Source organism: Serratia quinivorans (assembly GCF_946227985.1).
Lineage (GTDB): Bacteria > Pseudomonadota > Gammaproteobacteria > Enterobacterales > Enterobacteriaceae > Serratia > Serratia quinivorans_A.
In genome coordinates, this window is the sequence record NZ_CAMKGL010000005.1 from 213,949 (window position 1) to 231,188 (window position 17,240).

The following is a 17,240-nucleotide window of genomic DNA, read 5'->3' on the forward strand; positions in this document are numbered from 1 at the left end:
TAACACATCCAATATTGGGGAGGCTGCCTCCCCCAAAGTCACCTATGACCCAGCCTTCAGGCACGGATATCCTGATATTCCGGCGTGGTGTCAAACTCATGTTTGGCGAACGGGCACAGCGGAATAATTTTACGGTTTTCCGTCCGCATTTTCGCCACCACCAGCGCCACCAGTTTTTTACCGACGCCCTGACCTTTCAATACCTCATCCACCCAGGTGTGATCGATAATGGTTAATTTTTCGCCGCTCGGCACAAAGGATATCTCGGCGATCATTTTTCCCTGCAGATCGTTTATATAGAAACGTTTCTCGTCTGACAAAATTTCAAGATCCATAAATTTATCCCATTTTAAAAATACATAAATTTATACCCTATAGCTTTCAAGCTGCAGCTAGGCGCCCAGCTCGCTCATCCCCAGGCGCTTACAAAAGTTAAGTAACTGGGGTGAGCGACAAATCTGTCGGGAACAGATTTGAACGCTGCTTGCAGCGGCCCTGAAAGGGCAAGGACCATGGATGGGCCTTGTAAGCAGGTAACAACGCTGCAGCTTGAAAGATGACGGGTCTAGAACAAACCTGATATTAGTCTATTATTTAAACAGTAATACAACATAATTGTGACAGTGGCTGAGGAGTTCAAAATGGGTGAAAGCTCAAAAGACGGCGTTATTCTGCTATCTCGAATCTTGTTGATGATCCTGTTTATCATTTTTGGCTGGATGAAGCTGACCAGCTTTGGCGCAACCGTGACGGCAATGGAGGGTTATGGTACGCCAATGCCGTATTTGGCGGCGATTATCGCCGTGGTGGTTGAGTTCTTTTTTGGCATCGCGCTTATTCTCGGATTATTTACCCGGCCTATTGCGGTTATTTTTGCCGTCTATGTCCTCGGCACCGCTTTTATCGGTCACCCGTTCTGGAAAATGACCGGCATGGAAATGATGGGCAACGAAATAAACTTCTTTAAAAATATCAGCATTATCGGCGGGCTGCTGTTGCTGGCGGTCACCGGTGCCGGGCGTTATTCGTTGGACCATAAATTCTTTAATAAATAGCCTATTCCAGCCGGCGGCAACGCTGCCGGCTGTTCCTCCGCAATACCCTAACGGCTGCGCTTGGCATGGCGCTCGAAATTATCCGCCCTGGCCTGCGCTGATTTACGCAGCGTGACATAGCAAGCACCTTCGCCGCCGTCACGCGGCAGCGCCCGGCAAAAAGCCTGCACCTGTTCAAACTGTGCCAGCCATTTGGCGAGATAGCTGCGAATGATATTGGCATGGCTCTCTTCTTCACGCCCACGTCCGTGAATAATCAGCAGCGAACGCAGGTTTTGCTTTTCTGCCAGCAAAATAAAGCGGAACAGCGCCTGCCGCGCAGCCTCCACCGATTGTTTCAGCAGGTTCAGGCTGGCCTGCGGCGGATAGCGGCCATGGCTCAGCTTGTCCAGTACCCCCTGCTGAATGCCCTCGCCTTTGTATTCCAGCGGGACTTCGCAAGGGATCAGGTCGAGAAAGCCGGTGCTGAGAAAGTTTTCCTGCCGCAGCGCCTGCGCCTCGCGCCGCGCACTTTTATCCATCGTCTCCTGCGGTTTAAGGTACAGGGTCTCGGCGGCGCTGGATAACGGGATGACATCCGCCATCGCCTGTTCAAAAAAGTCTTTGTCCTGGTTGCTCATCTTTCTGCCACTCTCAGACGGGGCCTTTAATGCCGCGGATGAAGATGATTGTAAGACGGCGTGCCCCGGTTGCAAGCCGGGAATTTTCCGCAATTGTCGTCAACGGGTGAGGTTCTGTGCAGTTTTCGTTATACTGCTAAACCATTATTGAGTGCCGCAAAGGATCGATCCCATGAAAATGCGCGAGCTGGAAACCCAGTTTCAAAATGCCATGAGCGAGTTGCAGGCCAGCTTCGAAAAGCAGCACCGTGAATGGCAGCACAGCTATCAGGCACTGCAGCAGTTGCTGGAAGAGGCTAAACAGCGCGAAGTCGCATTGCGTATGCAAAATGAGCAGCTGGTGCGCAAGCTGAGCACCGCCAGTTCCGTGCCGGAACAGCACGCGTTAGTGAAGCAAATCAAAATGTTGGGCGCCCATCTGGACGCGCTGGCCAAGGATGCTGCCACCTTTAACCACCACCTGCGTCATCAACAGCGGGCTGCCGACAATTTCAGCGGCGAACAGCGTTGACACCGGGCGCTGTCACGCAGCGCCTCCTGCCAAATACTGGCGCAATGAGAGTGTAATAAATCATAAATGACCTGGATCATCATCGCTGCCCTGATCGTTGTATTTATTATTGGTTACCGCATTCTGACTTCCGATACTCGCAAAGCCATCGACTCTCTGGCCCACCTGCTGAAAGTCAAACCGATGCTGATTGAATCCATGATTCAGGAGATGGGCAGCCGCAATAGCCAGACTTTTATCCGCGTGCTGAACAACGGTTACACCGAAGAGATGCACCAGGCAGCCTATTTGCTGTTTATCTATCTGACCTTTATCAAACAGGCGGATGACCACCAGATAGCTCTGTGGCGGGAAACGCTGATACGCGCCGGGCTATCGCCGGAGTTGCATGCCGAACACACCGAGGCCGCGCTGTTTTATTTTGCCGATCTGGATATCGACGCTTTCGAACTGGCGCAGTTTCGCCGCGCTTACAATGAGCGTTTTAATCAGGAAGCGATTGCGAACTGGTAAGAATGTGTCCCCCGCAGGCGGGGGAAGCATTACTGGAACATGCTGTAGATATAGCGCGAAAGCGCATCACGCGAGCTGAAGCCGTGGGGAATACCGTAACGCGCACTCGGGGCATCGCTGCTTAAATCCAGGGGAAACTCAAGGTACTGATTGCTGATGCGCACCGGCGAGGTCGGCGTGGCAAAATGCACGCTTTTCTCTTTTAGCGCCGGGTGGATCACCAACGCGGTTCTGCCCATCCGCGCTTCACGATTCACATACACGTAGTGCTCACCCTTGCGGTAACCATAAGACTGGTCGGTGACATAATCACGCTCAAAGCCAGTATTCTCCAACACTCTAGCCACTTCATCCGGCCGTAAATACATCGATTTCTCCTCTCGTTCTGGACCGCTGAGCGACCTTACCGTAATCATGAGATGAAACAATAAATTTTTCGGTATGGATGTGGGTTTAGGAATAATCCTTAATTATGGTTTTTGTCGGTTTTGCAGCAGTAAGCGCAGCGTCAAAAGCACGCCCAGAAACACTATCAGCGCCGCCGCCAGATAGATTGATGGTACGCCCATGCGGCTCATCAGCAGACCGGCCAACGGCCCGGTGATCCCGAGCGCCAGATCGAGAAACGCCGAGTAGGTGCCCAGCGCGGTGCCCTGATTCTGTTGCGGCACCTGTTTCACCGCCTCCACGCCCAGTGCCGGGAACACCAGAGAGAAACCGGCCCCCGCCAACAAAGCCCCGGCCTGCACCATCAGCGGATCGACGGCCTGCCAAATCATCAACAACCCGATAATCTCGATCAGGAACGACACCAGCGTGACTTTCAAGCCGCCGTGGCGATTAATCGTCTGGCTAAATATCAGGCGGATGCCGACAAAGGCAACGCTGAACAGCGTCAGTGAGAACGCGGCCCCACTCCAGCCCTTATCAGCATAGTAGAGGGTGATGAAAGTGGCGATCACGCCAAAACCTACGGTCCCCATCGCCAGCCCGAGACCGTAAGCCCAAATACGGCCAAACACGGCCAAACACGGCGCTAAAGGCAATGCGCTTACCGGCGACGATCGTCACATTGGGCTTGGCGCTCGCCAGCCACAGCGAAACCGCGACGGCCAGCACAATCAGCGCCGCCACCCCGGCCAATCCCCAATGTTGGTTGAGATAAACACCCAGTGGCGCTCCGGCCGCCATCGCACCGTATGTCGCCACCCCATTCCATGAGATCACCCGGGCGGTATGCAACGGCCCCACCAGGCCAATGCCCCACAGCGTGGAACCGGTGCTGGCAAAGCTTTCGCCGACGCCAAGAAACACCCGGCCGACGCATAGCAGAATTAAACTCAGCAGCGGCTGGCCGCTGAACCAAAAAGCCGCGGCGTAAAACAGGCCGCTTGCGCCGCAGCAGGCCAGGCCGAATAGCACCACCTTTTTCGGCCCGAGTTGATCGGCATAGCGTCCGGCATGCGGGCGGCTAAACAAGGTAGCGAAATACTGGGCGCTGATAATCAAACCGGCCAGTACCGAGTTGTAGCCCAGGTCGTTATGCACAAACCCAGGCAGCACCGCCAACGGCAAGCCGATGGTCAGGTAACAAACGAAGGTGAACATCACGACCGACAAAATACGTTTATTCAGTTGGAGATGGTTTTCTTTGGAACTGACTGCGGTCATCGAGGGCGGCTCGCATCAAATCGGGGTAAGCAACAGCGTTCAGCATACCCGGTCGGGGGTCGATCATAAATCTGCGAGTTATAACCAATTATTATTTAACTTAACTTTTGCTGCCTGCGCCATTCACTCGGATTAACACTATAAATACGCAAAAATTCGCGGTTAAAGTTCGATTTGGTGGTAAACCCGGCCCTTTGCATGATATCGGTCACCGGATCATCACTGGCAAGTAACCACTGCGCCGCCTGGTGGACACGCAGCTGATTCACATATTGCGACACATTCATGCCCGTATGGCGGTTGATCGCCTGTGAAACCCGCCGCGTCGGCAAACCGACCTTGCGCGCCAATCGGGCCAGATTCAGCTCTGGCTCCAGATAAAGATCGTCCTGCCGCAGCCGCTGTTGTACCCGCTCAAACCACTCGGCCAGTTGCTCTTCGTCTTCGGTAACCGCCGGCGTCGGCTCCGGCAGCGGCTCCACCGGGTTATCCAAAGGGCGGCTACGGGACAGCACCAGGTAAAGGCTCAAGGCCACCAGCAGGTTAACGATGGTCGCCAGCACGCCTGCTTGCCGCCCCTCGAACAGTGAGAAATCAAGTGCAATCACCCCTTCGGCCAGCGCGATGGCTATCAACAGCATGCCCAGGCCGCGCCACAACCGGTAACTGAGCCAGCTTTCCGCCAGCGCCACCTGTTGTAAGCCGTTCTCACCGCGCCGCAACGCGTACAGCAGTGCCATGCCGTAACCCAGATAAACACTAACAATCAGGGTATCCAGCCAGAAAGGCGCGATCAGACTGGCTAACAGCGTCAGACCCAGCGGCGTCAGGTGCCCGAGTTCACGCCAGCGAAGCCGGCCCTGGGTACTGACCAAAAAGGCCAGATAGGTCAACGCAGGGATCGCCACCGCGCCGAACGGTTGCAACCGGTTGAATTGCGTCACGCCATAGCCGTAGCGGACACCCACCAGCAGACTTTGCCAGGCACATAACAGCAGCAAGAGTTGGAAAACCCAAAGCTGCGCCCGCGGTCGTCCCAAGCGGTACAACAGCCCCAGGCACAGCAAACCAAACAGAAAAGTGAGCGGAATAAGTGGCATTATCGGCATCTTGTTGTGTTCACACAGAACCGGCAGTGTACTGTCAAAACAATCATTTAACGACCCGGATCGCGATCGAGGTCGCCGGATGGCGCCGCCAATGCCACCCTCGCAAGGTCAACATTTTGAGGAGTGGAAATGAACAGAGCGTTATTGTTGTGGATACTGCTGTGCGGCGTTGCCAGCGCGACCCCTTATCAGGTCGCCACCCGCGATGAAGTCTTTCAGGCCGGTTCACGTTCGTTGAACAGCCGAATTTACTACCCCACCACCGAGACCCATCAACAAAGTGTCATCGGGGCGAATCCGGTCTTTACCGGTATCAACAGCCAACCGGATGCCGTTGTGGCCAGTGGACGTTTCCCGCTGATCGTTATCAGCCACGGCAGCGGCGGCAATAACGCCAGTCAGGCCTGGCTGGCGGCGGCATTAGCTCAACAAGGAATCATTGTCGTGGCGGCCAACCACCCCGGCAGTACCACCGGCAACTCTGTCCCGGCGCTCTCCGCCGAATTGTGGTTACAGACCGAAGATATTTCTGCCTTGATCAGCGCCATCACCGCCGCTCCCCAGTGGGATAACGTCATTAATCGTCAGATGATTGGCGTTATCGGTCACTCCAAGGGGGGTTACAGTGCCATTGCCGCCATCGGCGGGCGAGTCCGGCTGGCCGATTTCATCAGCGGCTGCCGACAGGCCCCGCAGTCACCCAACTGCCAGTTTTATACCCAGGCCAAGGTTGATTTAGGCGCGCTCTCCGCCCGGCAATTTGATGCAGACTATACCGACCCGCGCATCCGCTTCGTCGTCGCCCTCGATCCCGGCATGGTGCCTTACCTGTTGCCTGCCAGCCTGCGTCGGCTCAGCGCCCCTTTATTGGTCATCGAACCTCAACGTTTCGAACCAGACAGCCGGCTACCCGGCCTTGGCGGTGCCGCACTGGCCAAAGACGCTGGCCAGCAACCGATTGATGCTCTACGGCTGTCGAAGGGTAACCATTTCGATTTTATTCCGCTGTGTCAGCCGAATGGCCGTCAAATTCTGGCCGCAGAGGAGAAAGACGCAGCGGTGTTATGCGCTTCATCCAATACGCAGCGTGAATGGGTACATCAGCAAACGCTGGCAGCCATAATGACATTTATTCGCCCGTGGCTACCCGCGCCCGCAGGAAATCAATAAACGCCCGCACCTTTTCCGGCACGTGACGCGTGTTTGGATACAGTGCATAAATGCTTTGTGTCGGGAATTGATGGTCTGCCAGCAGCCGGCACAGCTTGCCTTCAGCAATGGCGGGCCGCACCAGCCATTCTGGCAGCAATGCCACCCCGGCACCGTGCAGGGCAAAAGCCAGCAGTGCGGCGGCGCTGTCCCCCATCAGTGTGGCAGCGTCTTCAACCTTGAACAGCACCGCCTGCCGTTCTGGGGTAATCACCTGCCAGTTTAAGGGGGAACTTAGTCGGCTGTGGGCTACCCACTGCGCCTGTGCAAGTTGCGCCAGCGAGCCAACAGGATGACGGGCCAGATACGCCGGTGAGGCGACCGGCAGGATGGCAAAGCTGTCGAGCCGCGCTGCGTGGTGACTGGAGTCCGCCAGTTGCCCCAGCCGGATAGCCACGTCGAAGCGCTCCGAAATCAAATCGGCATGATAAGAAGAAGAAACGTGCTGAATGCGCAAACGCGGATGCAACTGGGAAAATGCCGCCAGCGCCGGTACCACCACCTGTGCGCCGTATTCCGGCGTGGTGGTGATACGCAATACCCCGCTCAGGCCGTGGTGATCGCGGCGCACGTCATCCAGCACATTCTCCGCGTCTTGCAGTAGCCGCAGGCAGCGTTGATAAAAGCGTTCACCGGCATCGGTCAACGCCAGCCGCCGGGTACTGCGCACCAGCAACGAGACGCCCAACTCGCTTTCCAACTGTTTGACATTGAAACTGACTACCGCCTTGGTTTGCCCCAAAGCCACCGCGGCGGCGGTGAAGCTGCCCGCATCCACCACCGCCACAAAGATCGCCAAACGCTGCAGGTTAAGCATAGTGTTTCCCGTTATTGTCAAAATTATTTTGACAGTGTAATCGTTCGCAGCCGATTTATCCGCAGTTTCCCACCCGCTACACTGCGGGCCTTCAACCGGAGGCCCCATGCCCTATCGCATCAAAGTCGCAATCGTCTATCTGCTCGGATTTTTTGTCGATCTGATCAACATGTTTATCGCCAATGTCGCTTACCCGTCGATCGGCCATGCGCTGCAGGCTTCGGTCGGTGAACTGGCCTGGGTCAGTAACGGTTATATTCTCGGCCTGACGCTGGTGATCCCGCTCAGCGCCTGGCTGGCACAGCGCATTGGCGGACGACGAGTATTCTTGTTGTCGCTGACGCTGTTTATGCTGGCGACGACCGCAGCGGGCTACGCCAGCTCAATTGGCGAGTTGATTGGTTGGCGGGTGCTGCAAGGTATGGGGGGTGGTTTGCTGATCCCTATCGGCCAAACGCTGACCTATCAACTGTATCGCAGCCACGAACGCGCCGGGCTTTCCGCCGCCATTATGCTGGTCGGTCTGCTGGCACCGGCGCTGTCACCGGCGCTGGGCGGGTTGATTGTCGACAGTCTTGACTGGCGCTGGGTGTTCTTCGCCAACCTGCCGCTGGCGGCGCTGGCGTTGCTGCTGGCCGCGCTGTGGTTACGCCCGCAGGCAGCGGATACGCAGCCCAGACCGCTCGATCTCAATGGGCTGCTCAGCGCCTGCGCTGCCCTGACGTTAATCCTGCTGGGGCTGACCCGGCTGGGTGAAACCGATGGCCTGCTTCAGGGCCTGATGTTGTTGGCTGCCGGGGCACTGATGCTGGCCTATTACCTGCGACGCAGCCTGCGCATTGCCCAACCGCTGCTGAATTTGCGGCTGATGCAGGATCCGTTGCTGCGTACTTCAATGATGATTTATCAATGCATTCCCGGCCTGTTTATCGGCGTCAGCCTGGTCGCCATGCTGTATCTGCAAAATCAATTGGGCATGCACGCCGCACAGGTCGGCAGCCTGATGCTGCCCTGGTCGCTGGCCTCGTTTTTGGCCATCACGCTGACCGGCAAGAAATTTAACCGCCTTGGCCCACGACCACTGTTTATCGCCGGTTGCTTGCTGCAGGGGCTGGGCATTCTGGCGCTGTCGCAAATTACCCATGCCGGGGATCATCAATTGCAGCTGGCAGCCTTCGCCCTGATGGGCTTTGGCGGCAGCCTGTGCAGCAGCACCGCGCAAAGCAGCGCTTTCCTGCAGATTGCCGATGAGCAACTGGCGGATGCCAGCGCACTGTGGAATATCAATCGACAGCTCAGCTTTTGCCTGGGGGTCGCCCTGCTCAGCCTGCTGCTGAATCTGCTGCTTGGGCATTTTTCACCCGCCGTCGCTTACCAAAGCTGTTTTTACCTGGCCGCCGCCAGCACGCTGATCCCACTGCTGCTGTGTCTGCGCATCGCTAACCGCGCCATCGTGCGCCGTCTTAATACACCACAGGAAAACTGATGAACCGCTATTTTACCGAAGTGATCGACGCTCATGTCGCCATTGAAAACTGGCTGGAGAAAGGTGCAGGGGAAGAGCAGGCCTTATTGGCACGTTTTGACCCGGCGTTCACCATGATCGCGCTAAACGGCAGTCGGCTGGATTTCGCCGCACTGAGCGCCTTTTTCCACGCGCATCGCGCCGCTAAACCTGGGCTGGAAATTACTATTGAAGAGATGACATTGGTGGCCGAATGGCCGACCGGTGCGGTGGTCAGCTACCGTGAAAAGCAAATGCTGCCTGGACAGGCGGCAACGCTACGCAACTCCACCGTGGTATTCGAGCAGACCCAAACCGGGCTGGGTTGGCGGCACCTGCATGAAACTACGCTGGCGCAGTAATCAGAGAAAGCCGTCGGCCAGGAACAGCTCCCAGGCGACAATCAGCCCACACAGGGTAACGGCGCTGAAAATCACTTCGAATAAATAACGATTGATCATCATGAGCTAGCCCTCAAAAGAAAACACCCGGCAAAACCGGGTGTTTAAATATTGTCTGGATGCTGCGCTACCCGCAGACTTTACTTATTTAGCAGCTGGAGCTGCTTTTTTGGTCGCTTTGTGGTGCTTTTTAGCGGCCTGAGCTTTCTGCACTGGCGCTTTTTTGTGGTGTTTTTTAGCGGCCTGAGCTTTCTGAGCTGGGGCTTTTTTGCTTACTTTGTGGTGAGTTTTAGCAGCCTGGGCTTTCTGGGCTGGGGCTTTAGCGGCCGCTTTGTGGTGCTTTTTAGCGGCCTGAGCTTTCTGCACGGCGGCTTTTTTGTGGTGTTTTTTAGCAGCCTGAGCTTTCTGGGCTGGGGCTTTTTTGGTTGCCTTGTGATGCGTTTTCTTATGATGAGTGGCTTTAGCAGGAGCCTTCTCAGCAGCGGCTGCCGGTGCAGCTTTAGTCATGGTTGCAGCTGGAGCCGCAGCTGCCGGAGCTACTGCATCAGCAGCGAAAGCAACAGAAGACAGACCCATGGTAGCAGCAACGATCAGGGCTAATACTTTTTTCATCTTTAATTCCTCAGAGTGTTTTTTCAGTAAGCCCCGTTGGGCCGTTGAGCAGATACTAGAGGAATCGATGAGCCGCTTCCGTGAGTGATTGGTTTCGCCGAGTAACCAAATGTACAGCGGCAGTATGACCATCGGACAGGCCGTTTTTTTCCGTGATCGCCAACACATTTTAAATAATGGTCTACACTTAAAAGACATGTGTCGAAACGGAGAATCGAATGTTTAAGAGATCAGAAAAAGTAGAACGCGACATCGATCAAGACGTCACCCTACTGGCGGATACGCTGGATGAGGTGCTACGCGAATCCGGTGACAAGACCAAGGAGGAACTGAAAGAGCTGCACAGCAAGGCAAAAGGCGTATTGCGCGATGCCCGTGCGCGCTTCAATGGCTCCAGTAATTTGACACAGCACGCCCGTGATGCCGTCGAACAAGCCGACAGCTACGTGCGCGATAAACCTTGGCAGGGCGTTGGGATCGGGGCCGCTGTCGGCATCGTCCTTGGCGTGCTGCTGGCCCGGCGTTAACACCCCTTGCAGTCATAAAGATAAAACAGATGTGCGTCTGGCCCACGGGAAACCGTGGGCCGTTTAATTTCTGGCTTTGAACAATTCAGCCAATCTGGCCACCGCACGCTCCGTCTCGGTCTGCTGAGTAAAGTTGGCAAACCCCATCAGCAAGCCAGTACCTGTAGGTTCTGTGATCCGCCAGTCCGATAGCGCCTGCACCGACAACCCGCACCGCCAGGCGTCCTGCGCCAAGCGCCGATCCTGTCCATCCTGTTTAAAACGAGCCAATAACTGAATGCCACCGTCCTGCGACGCCACCGTCAAATAGTCGCTCAACTGTTGTTCCAGCGCCTGCGCCAGCCAAGCTCTGCGCTGGCGGTAGATTGGCCGCATGCGCTTCAAATGACGATAGAAATGCCCCTGTTCAATAAAGTCCGCCACGCTGGCCTGTAACAGCGGCGGGCAACCGCAGCCGCGCAGCCGACTGCCGTGCCCAAAGGCTTCCACCTGCCCTGCCGGTACCACTAAATACGCCAGACGCAATGCTGGAAACAGCGTTTTGCTGAAGGTTCCGGCGTAAAGCACCCGCCCCTGACGATCGAGACTTTTCAGCGGTGGCAATGGTCTGCCGTGGTAACGAACCTCACTGTCATAGTCATCTTCAATCACCCATGCTGCCTGCTGTTGCGCCCATTCCAGCAATGCCATACGCCGCGCCAGACTCAGCGAGACCCCCAACGGACTTTGGTGAGTCGGCGTCAGCACCGCCATCCGTGCCTGAGGTGCCCTGGCCATACCGCTGGCAATGTTCATGCCCTGTTCATCAACCGGCACCGCCACCGGCCGCATGCCTGCGGCTTGAAACAGCGGCAGCGTCACCGGATAGCCGGGATCTTCCAGCCATACCTGATCGTCCGGCTTGAGCAGGGTACCGATCACCAGTTCCAGCAGCGCCTGATACCCTGCGCAGATAAACACCTGTTCCGGTCGGCAACTGATGCCGCGCGAAAGCTGTAAATAATTGACAATCGCCGCACGCAGTTCAGGCAATCCCTGCGTTGAAGGATGGGCCAGAGCGGCCAGTGGGCTGGTGCGTAACTGGCGGCCGACAATCCGCTGCCACAGTGCGCGAGGAAAGGCATCCAACGCCGGCAGCCCCAGTTGAAACGGCTGCGTGGCGCCGTTCGGATGCAGCGGATTTGCCGTCACCGTTGGCAAAGGCTCCACCGCCAGCGCCGCACGCACCGACAGGTTCTGCAACTGTGGCGAAACATAGGTTCCCGCCTGCCCCCGACTTTGCAGAAAACCTTCGGCAATCAGCTGAGCGTAAGCACTTTCTACCGTCGCGCGCGCCACGCCCAGATCGCTCGCCAGTCCACGAACAGAAGGCAGCCGACTGCCCGCCTGCAGAGTTCCCTGCGCAATGGCATCTTTAATTCGCAGATAAATCTGCCGGTACAGCGGGTCGGCAAGCCGACTGTCCAGCCGCAAGGAGGTAAGAAACTGACGCATCATGGCCCGGTTAAATAATCATTTTATGGCCCTATAGCATAGTCCATATCATCGCTAAAGTAGCGTCATGTTCCTGTTATTCGCTCACCGAGGTTGACCATGATTAAGCAACGTTTGAACTATTCCGCACTCTCACCCGCGCCGTACAAAAGCATGGTGAGCGCCCTGATGGCGCTGGAGAAAGGCGCGCTGGATAAAGCGACGATTGAACTGATGTTCATGCGTGTTTCGCAGATCAACGGCTGTGCCTTCTGCCTGGATATGCACGGCAAAACGCTACGAGAAAGCGGCGTCAATAACGCCAAACTGGACCAGTTGGCAGGCTGGCGCGTCAGCCATGAATTCAGTGAGCGCGAGCGTGCGGCACTGGAATGGGCAGAGTCCGTCACCCTGATCGCCAAGACTGGCGCACCGGACAGCGCATTTGAAGCACTGCAGGTGCACTTCAGCGACGTGGAAATTGCCGATTTGACCTTCGCCATCAGCATCATGAACGCCTTTAACCGCCTGGCCATCAGCATGCGTCAGTGATAAGACCGCACTTCCCCTCTCGCGGCGAGAGGGGGTTTCCGTCAATAACCCTCTGCAAAAAATATTTACCCACCGCTTTTCCAGCCCCGCTGCGCCCTGCGCGAAATTTCCACCAAAACACCATATATAGCGTGGTTGATAAATTAAATATCTACATATAGTATTTAAGCCATCAACCGCAGCGACAATATCGCGGTCGATAGCGCCGTCAGAAACGCCGTTCAATGCTCCGTTCTCTGGCCTTTCCGCCTTTCCTTCAGCTTAAAGGGTAAATGCGAATCATGAGCATTATTATTTACAGCAAACCGGACTGTGTCCAGTGCAACGCCACCTATCGCGCATTCGATAAACAAGGGATGGACTATCAGGTGATCGACCTCACCCAGGATCAGCAGGCGCTGAGCCATGTCAAATCCCTTGGCTATCAGCAGGTTCCGGTGATTATCGCCGGTGACGATCACTGGTCCGGTTTCCGCCCGGACAAAATTGGCGCGCTGGCTCACGCCCTGGTGCCTTGAGGCCGACCATGAACCCGCTGGTCTATTTCTCCAGTAGCTCGGAGAACACCCACAGGTTCGTTGAAAAGCTGGGCTTGCCGGCGATGCGCATACCGATCGCCGGTGCCCGCAGCAAACTGTTGATGGAAACACCCTATATTTTGATCGTGCCCAGCTATGGCGGCGGCAGCGCCGTGGGAGCCGTGCCGATCCAGGTGATCCGCTTTCTCAACGATCCGCAGAATCGCGCCTTCCTGCGCGGCGTCATTGCCGCCGGGAATACCAATTTCGGTGCAGCGTACGGCATTGCCGGCGATATCATCGCCAAAAAATGTCAGGTGCCTTTTCTTTACCGCTTTGAACTGCTCGGCACCACACAAGACGTTGCAAACGTTCGACAGGGAGTAACCGCATTTTGGCAACGACAGAACTGACCAGGCCCGCCACCAGCGCGCTGGATTACCATTCGCTCAACGCGATGCTCAATCTTTATGATGCCGAAGGTCGCATCCAGTTTGACAAGGATCGGCTGGCGGCGCGGCACTACTTCCTGCAGCACGTCAATCAGAACACCGTGTTCTTCCACAACCTGGAAGAAAAGCTGCGTTATTTGGTGGAAGAAGGCTATTACGAGCAAAGCGTGTTGGCGCAATACGATTTCGCCTTTATCAAGCAGCTGTTCCAGCAGGCCTACGCGAAAAAATTCCGCTTCGAAACCTTTCTGGGTGCCTTCAAGTACTACACCAGTTACACGCTGAAAACCTTTGACGGCAAACGCTACCTGGAACGCTATGAAGACCGGGTGTGCATGGTCGCCATGCGGCTTGCCGCAGGCGATACCGCACTGGCGCAGGATTTGGTAGAAGAAATGATTTCCGGTCGCTTCCAGCCGGCAACGCCAACCTTCCTCAACTGCGGCAAGCAGCAGCGCGGCGAACTGGTTTCCTGTTTCCTGCTGCGCATTGAAGACAACATGGAGTCGATTGGCCGGGCGGTGAATTCTGCGCTGCAACTGTCGAAGCGTGGCGGCGGCGTGGCATTTTTGCTGACCAACATCCGTGAAGTCGGCGCGCCGATCAAACGCATTGAGAACCAGTCCTCCGGCGTGATCCCAATCATGAAAATGCTGGAAGATGCCTTCTCTTACGCCAACCAGCTGGGCGCACGCCAGGGGGCCGGAGCGGTCTATCTCAATGCTCACCACCCGGATATTCTGCGCTTCCTCGACACCAAGCGCGAAAATGCCGACGAAAAGATCCGCATCAAAACGCTGTCGCTCGGCGTGGTGATCCCGGATATCACCTTCGAACTGGCGAAAAATAATGAAGAGATGTACCTGTTCTCACCGTATGACGTCGAGCAGGTGTATGGCGTGCCCTTCTCGGAAATCAGCGTCAGCGAGAAATACCGCGAAATGGTGGATGACAAGCGCATCCGCAAATCACGCATCAATGCGCGCGAGTTCTTCCAGGTGCTGGCGGAGATCCAATTCGAATCTGGTTACCCGTACATGATGTTTGAAGATACCGTCAATCGTGAGAACCCGATCGCCGGACGCATCAATATGAGTAACCTGTGCTCGGAGATTTTGCAGGTTAACCGCGCCAGCACTTACCACGATGACCTGAGCTATGACCAGGTGGGCAAGGATATCTCCTGCAACCTCGGCTCGCTGAATATCGCCAAAACCATGGATGCGCCGGACTTCGGCAAAGCCGTCGGCACCGCGATCCGCGCGCTGACGGCCGTGGCGGACATGAGCGACATTCGTTCGGTGCCGTCGATCGCCGAAGGCAATCGCAGCTCGCACGCCATCGGTCTGGGCCAGATGAACCTGCATGGCTATTTGGCACGCGAACGCATCTTCTACGGCTCTGCAGAAGGCATCGACTTCACCAATATCTATTTCTATACCGTCGCTTACCACGCCATTCGCGCCTCTAACCAGTTGGCTATCGAACGCGGCAGCGTCTTTGGCGGCTTTGAGGATTCCACCTACGCCTCCGGTGAGTATTTCAACAAATACACCGAACGGGATTGGCTGCCGCAGACCGAACGGGTTCGCGCCCTGTTCGCCGACGCCAATATCGCCATTCCTGGCCGTGAAGAGTGGCTGGCGCTGCGCCAGTCAGTGATTGAGCACGGGCTGTATAACCAGAACCTGCAGGCGGTGCCACCGACCGGTTCCATCTCCTACATCAATAATTCGACCTCCAGCATCCATCCGATCGTGTCACGCATCGAGATCCGCAAAGAGGGCAAGATTGGTCGCGTGTATTATCCGGCGCCCTATATGACCAACGACAACCTGGAGTATTACCAGGATGCCTATGACATCGGGCCGGAAAAGATCATTGATACCTATGCCGCCGCGAGCCAGCACGTCGATCAGGGATTGTCGCTGACGTTGTTCTTCCGCGACACCGCCAGTACGCGCGACATCAACCGCGCGCAGATTTACGCCTGGCGTAAAGGCATCAAAACCATTTATTACATCCGCCTGCGCCAGATGGCGTTGGAAGGCACCGAGGTGCAGGGCTGCGTGTCCTGCGCGCTGTGAGGCAAATTATGAATAGCATTAAACCGGCGCAGCTGGTGCGCGCAGTCAACTGGAACATCATCGAAGACGACAAGGATTTGGAAGTGTGGAACCGTCTGACCTCCAACTTCTGGCTGCCGGAGAAAGTGCCATTATCGAACGATATTCCCTCATGGGCCACGCTGACGCCGAAGGAACAGCAACTGACCATCCGGGTCTTCACCGGGCTGACGCTGCTCGATACCATTCAAAATACCGTCGGGGCACCCGCGCTGATCGCCGATGCCATTACGCCGCACGAGGAGGCGGTGTACTCCAATATCAGCTTTATGGAGGCAGTACACGCCCGCTCCTACAGCTCGATTTTCTCCACGCTGTGCCAAACGCCGGACGTCGACGACGCCTACCGCTGGAGCGAGGAAAACCGTGCGCTGCAAAAAAAGGCCAGCATCATTTTGGCATACTACCGCAGTGACGATCCGCTGATGAAAAAGGTCGCCAGCGTGTTCCTCGAATCCTTCCTGTTTTATTCGGGCTTTTACCTGCCGATGTACTGGTCGAGCCGCGCCAAACTGACCAACACCGCCGATCTGATCCGACTGATCATCCGCGACGAGGCAGTCCACGGCTATTACATTGGCTATAAATTCCAGAAGGGGTTGGAGAAGGTCGATGCCGCCCGCCGGCAACAGGTGAAAAACTTTGCCTTCGATCTGCTGCAGGATCTGTATGACAACGAGGTACGTTACACCGAAGAGTTGTACGACGGCGTAGGCTGGAGCGAGGACGTGAAAACCTTCCTGCACTATAACGCCAACAAGGCGCTGATGAATCTGGGTTACGAAGCACTGTTTCCGCCGTCGATGGCAGAGGTCAATCCGGCGATTCTGTCGGCGCTGTCGCCGAACGCCGACGAGAACCACGACTTCTTCTCCGGTTCAGGCTCGTCTTACGTGATTGGCAAAGCGGTCAATACCGAGGATGACGACTGGGATTTCTGAGGTTAATTATCGCGATATCGTCCTAATTAGGGCGGTATCGCAACTTTAATAACCAAGCTCTTTCTGACTTCGGATCGCCAGAATAAATGCCGTATCAATATCAGGAATGTATTTGTAAAGAGCCAAATATCCATGAGTTTGCTGGCCAATGAACAACTCACGCTTTCCTGCCCCAAGCGGCCGACCAATTAGCGGATTATGTTCCAGTACTGCAATAGCCTGGATAATTTCCTCAATTCGCCGTCCTGAGTCTGCAACTTCATAATGTGCCAAATGGACGAGAATACGCTCAATATCATCCCTGACCTCTGGCGCCAACTCGACTTTTGTCATTAGTCCCCCAGTTTTTTAACAGAAGGTTTGGTTGCAGCAGTGTCCCCTGCTACATAACTTTCCAGATAGCTCCGCATATCGCTCCAGGGAATAGTTTCACCCGTAGCAACAATGTTGGCATAACGTTTTTCCGCTTCCTCTTCAAAATTACGCCGCAATTCTTCCTGCTGTGTTTTCTCGGCAATCGCCTGCAGAATAAAGCTGTGAGAAGTCACGCCGGCTTGCTCTGCTACGGCCGCAACTCGGGCTTTAAGTTCTTCTGGTATACGGATGGTGGTAGTCGGCATAGTCAACAA

General features: G+C 55.7%; 21 protein-coding genes and 1 pseudogene. 12 read left to right on the forward strand and 10 right to left on the reverse strand.

Annotated features, from left to right (window positions below):
* Positions 1-56: 56 nt before the first annotated feature.
* Positions 57-335, reverse strand: coding sequence for a GNAT family N-acetyltransferase (locus OCH02_RS15560; RefSeq protein ID WP_261431994.1), 279 nt, complete (start codon positions 333-335; stop codon positions 57-59).
* Positions 336-641: 306 nt separating this feature from the next.
* Here OCH02_RS15560 and OCH02_RS15565 point away from each other — a divergent pair, with 306 nt between their 5' ends.
* Complete coding sequence (locus OCH02_RS15565) at positions 642-1,055, forward strand: DoxX family protein (RefSeq protein ID WP_261108191.1); 414 nt, start codon at positions 642-644, stop codon at positions 1,053-1,055.
* 47 nt (positions 1,056-1,102) lie between these two features.
* Here OCH02_RS15565 and smrA read toward each other — a convergent pair whose 3' ends face one another.
* Positions 1,103-1,675 carry a DNA endonuclease SmrA gene (smrA, locus tag OCH02_RS15570; RefSeq protein WP_261431995.1) on the reverse strand — a complete coding sequence of 191 codons (573 nt, stop codon included), beginning with the start codon at positions 1,673-1,675 and terminating at the stop codon, positions 1,103-1,105.
* Positions 1,676-1,847: 172 nt separating this feature from the next.
* On the opposite strand from smrA, the gene OCH02_RS15575 reads away from it, so the two are divergent.
* Complete coding sequence (locus tag OCH02_RS15575; RefSeq protein WP_012146414.1) at positions 1,848-2,186, forward strand: MbeD/MobD family mobilization/exclusion protein; 339 nt, start codon at positions 1,848-1,850, stop codon at positions 2,184-2,186.
* A gap of 66 nt (positions 2,187-2,252) precedes the next feature.
* Positions 2,253-2,699: a DUF1198 family protein gene (locus OCH02_RS15580; RefSeq protein ID WP_012146415.1), complete on the forward strand. Its 447-nt coding sequence runs from the start codon at positions 2,253-2,255 to the stop codon at positions 2,697-2,699.
* A 29-nt stretch (positions 2,700-2,728) separates the two neighbouring features.
* On the opposite strand, the gene OCH02_RS15585 is transcribed toward OCH02_RS15580, so the two are convergent.
* The 3 genes and pseudogenes from OCH02_RS15585 to OCH02_RS15595 form a co-directional block, all read right to left on the reverse strand.
* The gene (locus OCH02_RS15585) at positions 2,729-3,067 is read right to left on the reverse strand and encodes a DUF2002 family protein (protein ID WP_012146416.1); all 339 of its coding nucleotides are present in this window, start codon (positions 3,065-3,067) and stop codon (positions 2,729-2,731) included.
* Positions 3,068-3,169: 102 nt separating this feature from the next.
* Positions 3,170-4,370: pseudogene (locus OCH02_RS15590) on the reverse strand (MFS transporter).
* A 95-nt stretch (positions 4,371-4,465) separates the two neighbouring features.
* Positions 4,466-5,479, reverse strand: a complete 1,014-nt coding sequence (locus tag OCH02_RS15595; RefSeq protein ID WP_315899220.1) for an AraC family transcriptional regulator — start codon at positions 5,477-5,479, stop codon at positions 4,466-4,468.
* Between the two features lie 129 nt (positions 5,480-5,608).
* On the opposite strand from OCH02_RS15595, the gene OCH02_RS15600 reads away from it, so the two are divergent.
* Positions 5,609-6,649, forward strand: a complete 1,041-nt coding sequence (locus tag OCH02_RS15600) for an alpha/beta hydrolase family protein (RefSeq protein ID WP_261431997.1) — start codon at positions 5,609-5,611, stop codon at positions 6,647-6,649.
* On the opposite strand, the gene OCH02_RS15605 is transcribed toward OCH02_RS15600, so the two are convergent.
* Positions 6,609-7,505, reverse strand: coding sequence for a LysR family transcriptional regulator (locus tag OCH02_RS15605; protein WP_261431998.1), 897 nt, complete (start codon positions 7,503-7,505; stop codon positions 6,609-6,611). The two genes, OCH02_RS15600 and OCH02_RS15605, sit on opposite strands and share 41 nt — an antisense overlap.
* Positions 7,506-7,611: 106 nt before the next feature.
* Here OCH02_RS15605 and OCH02_RS15610 point away from each other — a divergent pair, with 106 nt between their 5' ends.
* Positions 7,612-8,991, forward strand: coding sequence for an MFS transporter (locus tag OCH02_RS15610; protein WP_261431999.1), 1,380 nt, complete (start codon positions 7,612-7,614; stop codon positions 8,989-8,991).
* Positions 8,991-9,371: a DUF4440 domain-containing protein gene (locus OCH02_RS15615; protein ID WP_261432000.1), complete on the forward strand. Its 381-nt coding sequence runs from the start codon at positions 8,991-8,993 to the stop codon at positions 9,369-9,371. The genes OCH02_RS15610 and OCH02_RS15615 overlap by 1 nt, the downstream gene beginning before the upstream one ends.
* Before the next feature lie 183 nt (positions 9,372-9,554).
* Here OCH02_RS15615 and asr read toward each other — a convergent pair whose 3' ends face one another.
* Positions 9,555-10,022 (reverse strand): acid resistance repetitive basic protein Asr, encoded by a 468-nt coding sequence (gene asr, locus OCH02_RS15620; protein WP_261432001.1) that lies wholly within the window; start codon positions 10,020-10,022, stop codon positions 9,555-9,557.
* 218 nt (positions 10,023-10,240) lie between these two features.
* Here asr and OCH02_RS15625 point away from each other — a divergent pair, with 218 nt between their 5' ends.
* Positions 10,241-10,549 (forward strand): YqjD family protein, encoded by a 309-nt coding sequence (locus tag OCH02_RS15625; protein WP_037422211.1) that lies wholly within the window; start codon positions 10,241-10,243, stop codon positions 10,547-10,549.
* Positions 10,550-10,612: 63 nt separating this feature from the next.
* Here OCH02_RS15625 and OCH02_RS15630 read toward each other — a convergent pair whose 3' ends face one another.
* Positions 10,613-12,046 carry a PLP-dependent aminotransferase family protein gene (locus OCH02_RS15630; protein ID WP_261432002.1) on the reverse strand — a complete coding sequence of 478 codons (1,434 nt, stop codon included), beginning with the start codon at positions 12,044-12,046 and terminating at the stop codon, positions 10,613-10,615.
* Between the two features lie 96 nt (positions 12,047-12,142).
* Here OCH02_RS15630 and OCH02_RS15635 point away from each other — a divergent pair, with 96 nt between their 5' ends.
* The 5 genes from OCH02_RS15635 to nrdF all read left to right on the forward strand — a co-directional run bounded on the left by OCH02_RS15635 (position 12,143) and on the right by nrdF (position 16,611).
* Positions 12,143-12,574 (forward strand): carboxymuconolactone decarboxylase family protein, encoded by a 432-nt coding sequence (locus OCH02_RS15635; protein ID WP_261432003.1) that lies wholly within the window; start codon positions 12,143-12,145, stop codon positions 12,572-12,574.
* A gap of 281 nt (positions 12,575-12,855) precedes the next feature.
* Positions 12,856-13,092, forward strand: coding sequence for a glutaredoxin-like protein NrdH (nrdH, locus tag OCH02_RS15640; RefSeq protein WP_261432004.1), 237 nt, complete (start codon positions 12,856-12,858; stop codon positions 13,090-13,092).
* Positions 13,093-13,100: 8 nt separating this feature from the next.
* Positions 13,101-13,505 carry a class Ib ribonucleoside-diphosphate reductase assembly flavoprotein NrdI gene (nrdI, locus tag OCH02_RS15645; protein WP_017893761.1) on the forward strand — a complete coding sequence of 135 codons (405 nt, stop codon included), beginning with the start codon at positions 13,101-13,103 and terminating at the stop codon, positions 13,503-13,505.
* Positions 13,487-15,631: a class 1b ribonucleoside-diphosphate reductase subunit alpha gene (gene nrdE / locus OCH02_RS15650; RefSeq protein ID WP_261432005.1), complete on the forward strand. Its 2,145-nt coding sequence runs from the start codon at positions 13,487-13,489 to the stop codon at positions 15,629-15,631. Before nrdI ends, nrdE begins: the two co-directional genes overlap by 19 nt.
* A gap of 8 nt (positions 15,632-15,639) precedes the next feature.
* Positions 15,640-16,611 (forward strand): class 1b ribonucleoside-diphosphate reductase subunit beta, encoded by a 972-nt coding sequence (gene nrdF / locus OCH02_RS15655; RefSeq protein ID WP_261432006.1) that lies wholly within the window; start codon positions 15,640-15,642, stop codon positions 16,609-16,611.
* A 45-nt stretch (positions 16,612-16,656) separates the two neighbouring features.
* Here the strand turns inward: nrdF and OCH02_RS15660 are convergent, their stop codons facing one another.
* Entirely contained in the window at positions 16,657-16,944 is a 288-nt protein-coding gene (locus OCH02_RS15660) for a type II toxin-antitoxin system RelE/ParE family toxin (protein WP_261432008.1), read from the reverse strand.
* Complete coding sequence (locus tag OCH02_RS15665; protein WP_153859310.1) at positions 16,944-17,231, reverse strand: CopG family ribbon-helix-helix protein; 288 nt, start codon at positions 17,229-17,231, stop codon at positions 16,944-16,946. Before OCH02_RS15665 ends, OCH02_RS15660 begins: the two co-directional genes overlap by 1 nt.
* Positions 17,232-17,240 lie beyond the last annotated feature (9 nt).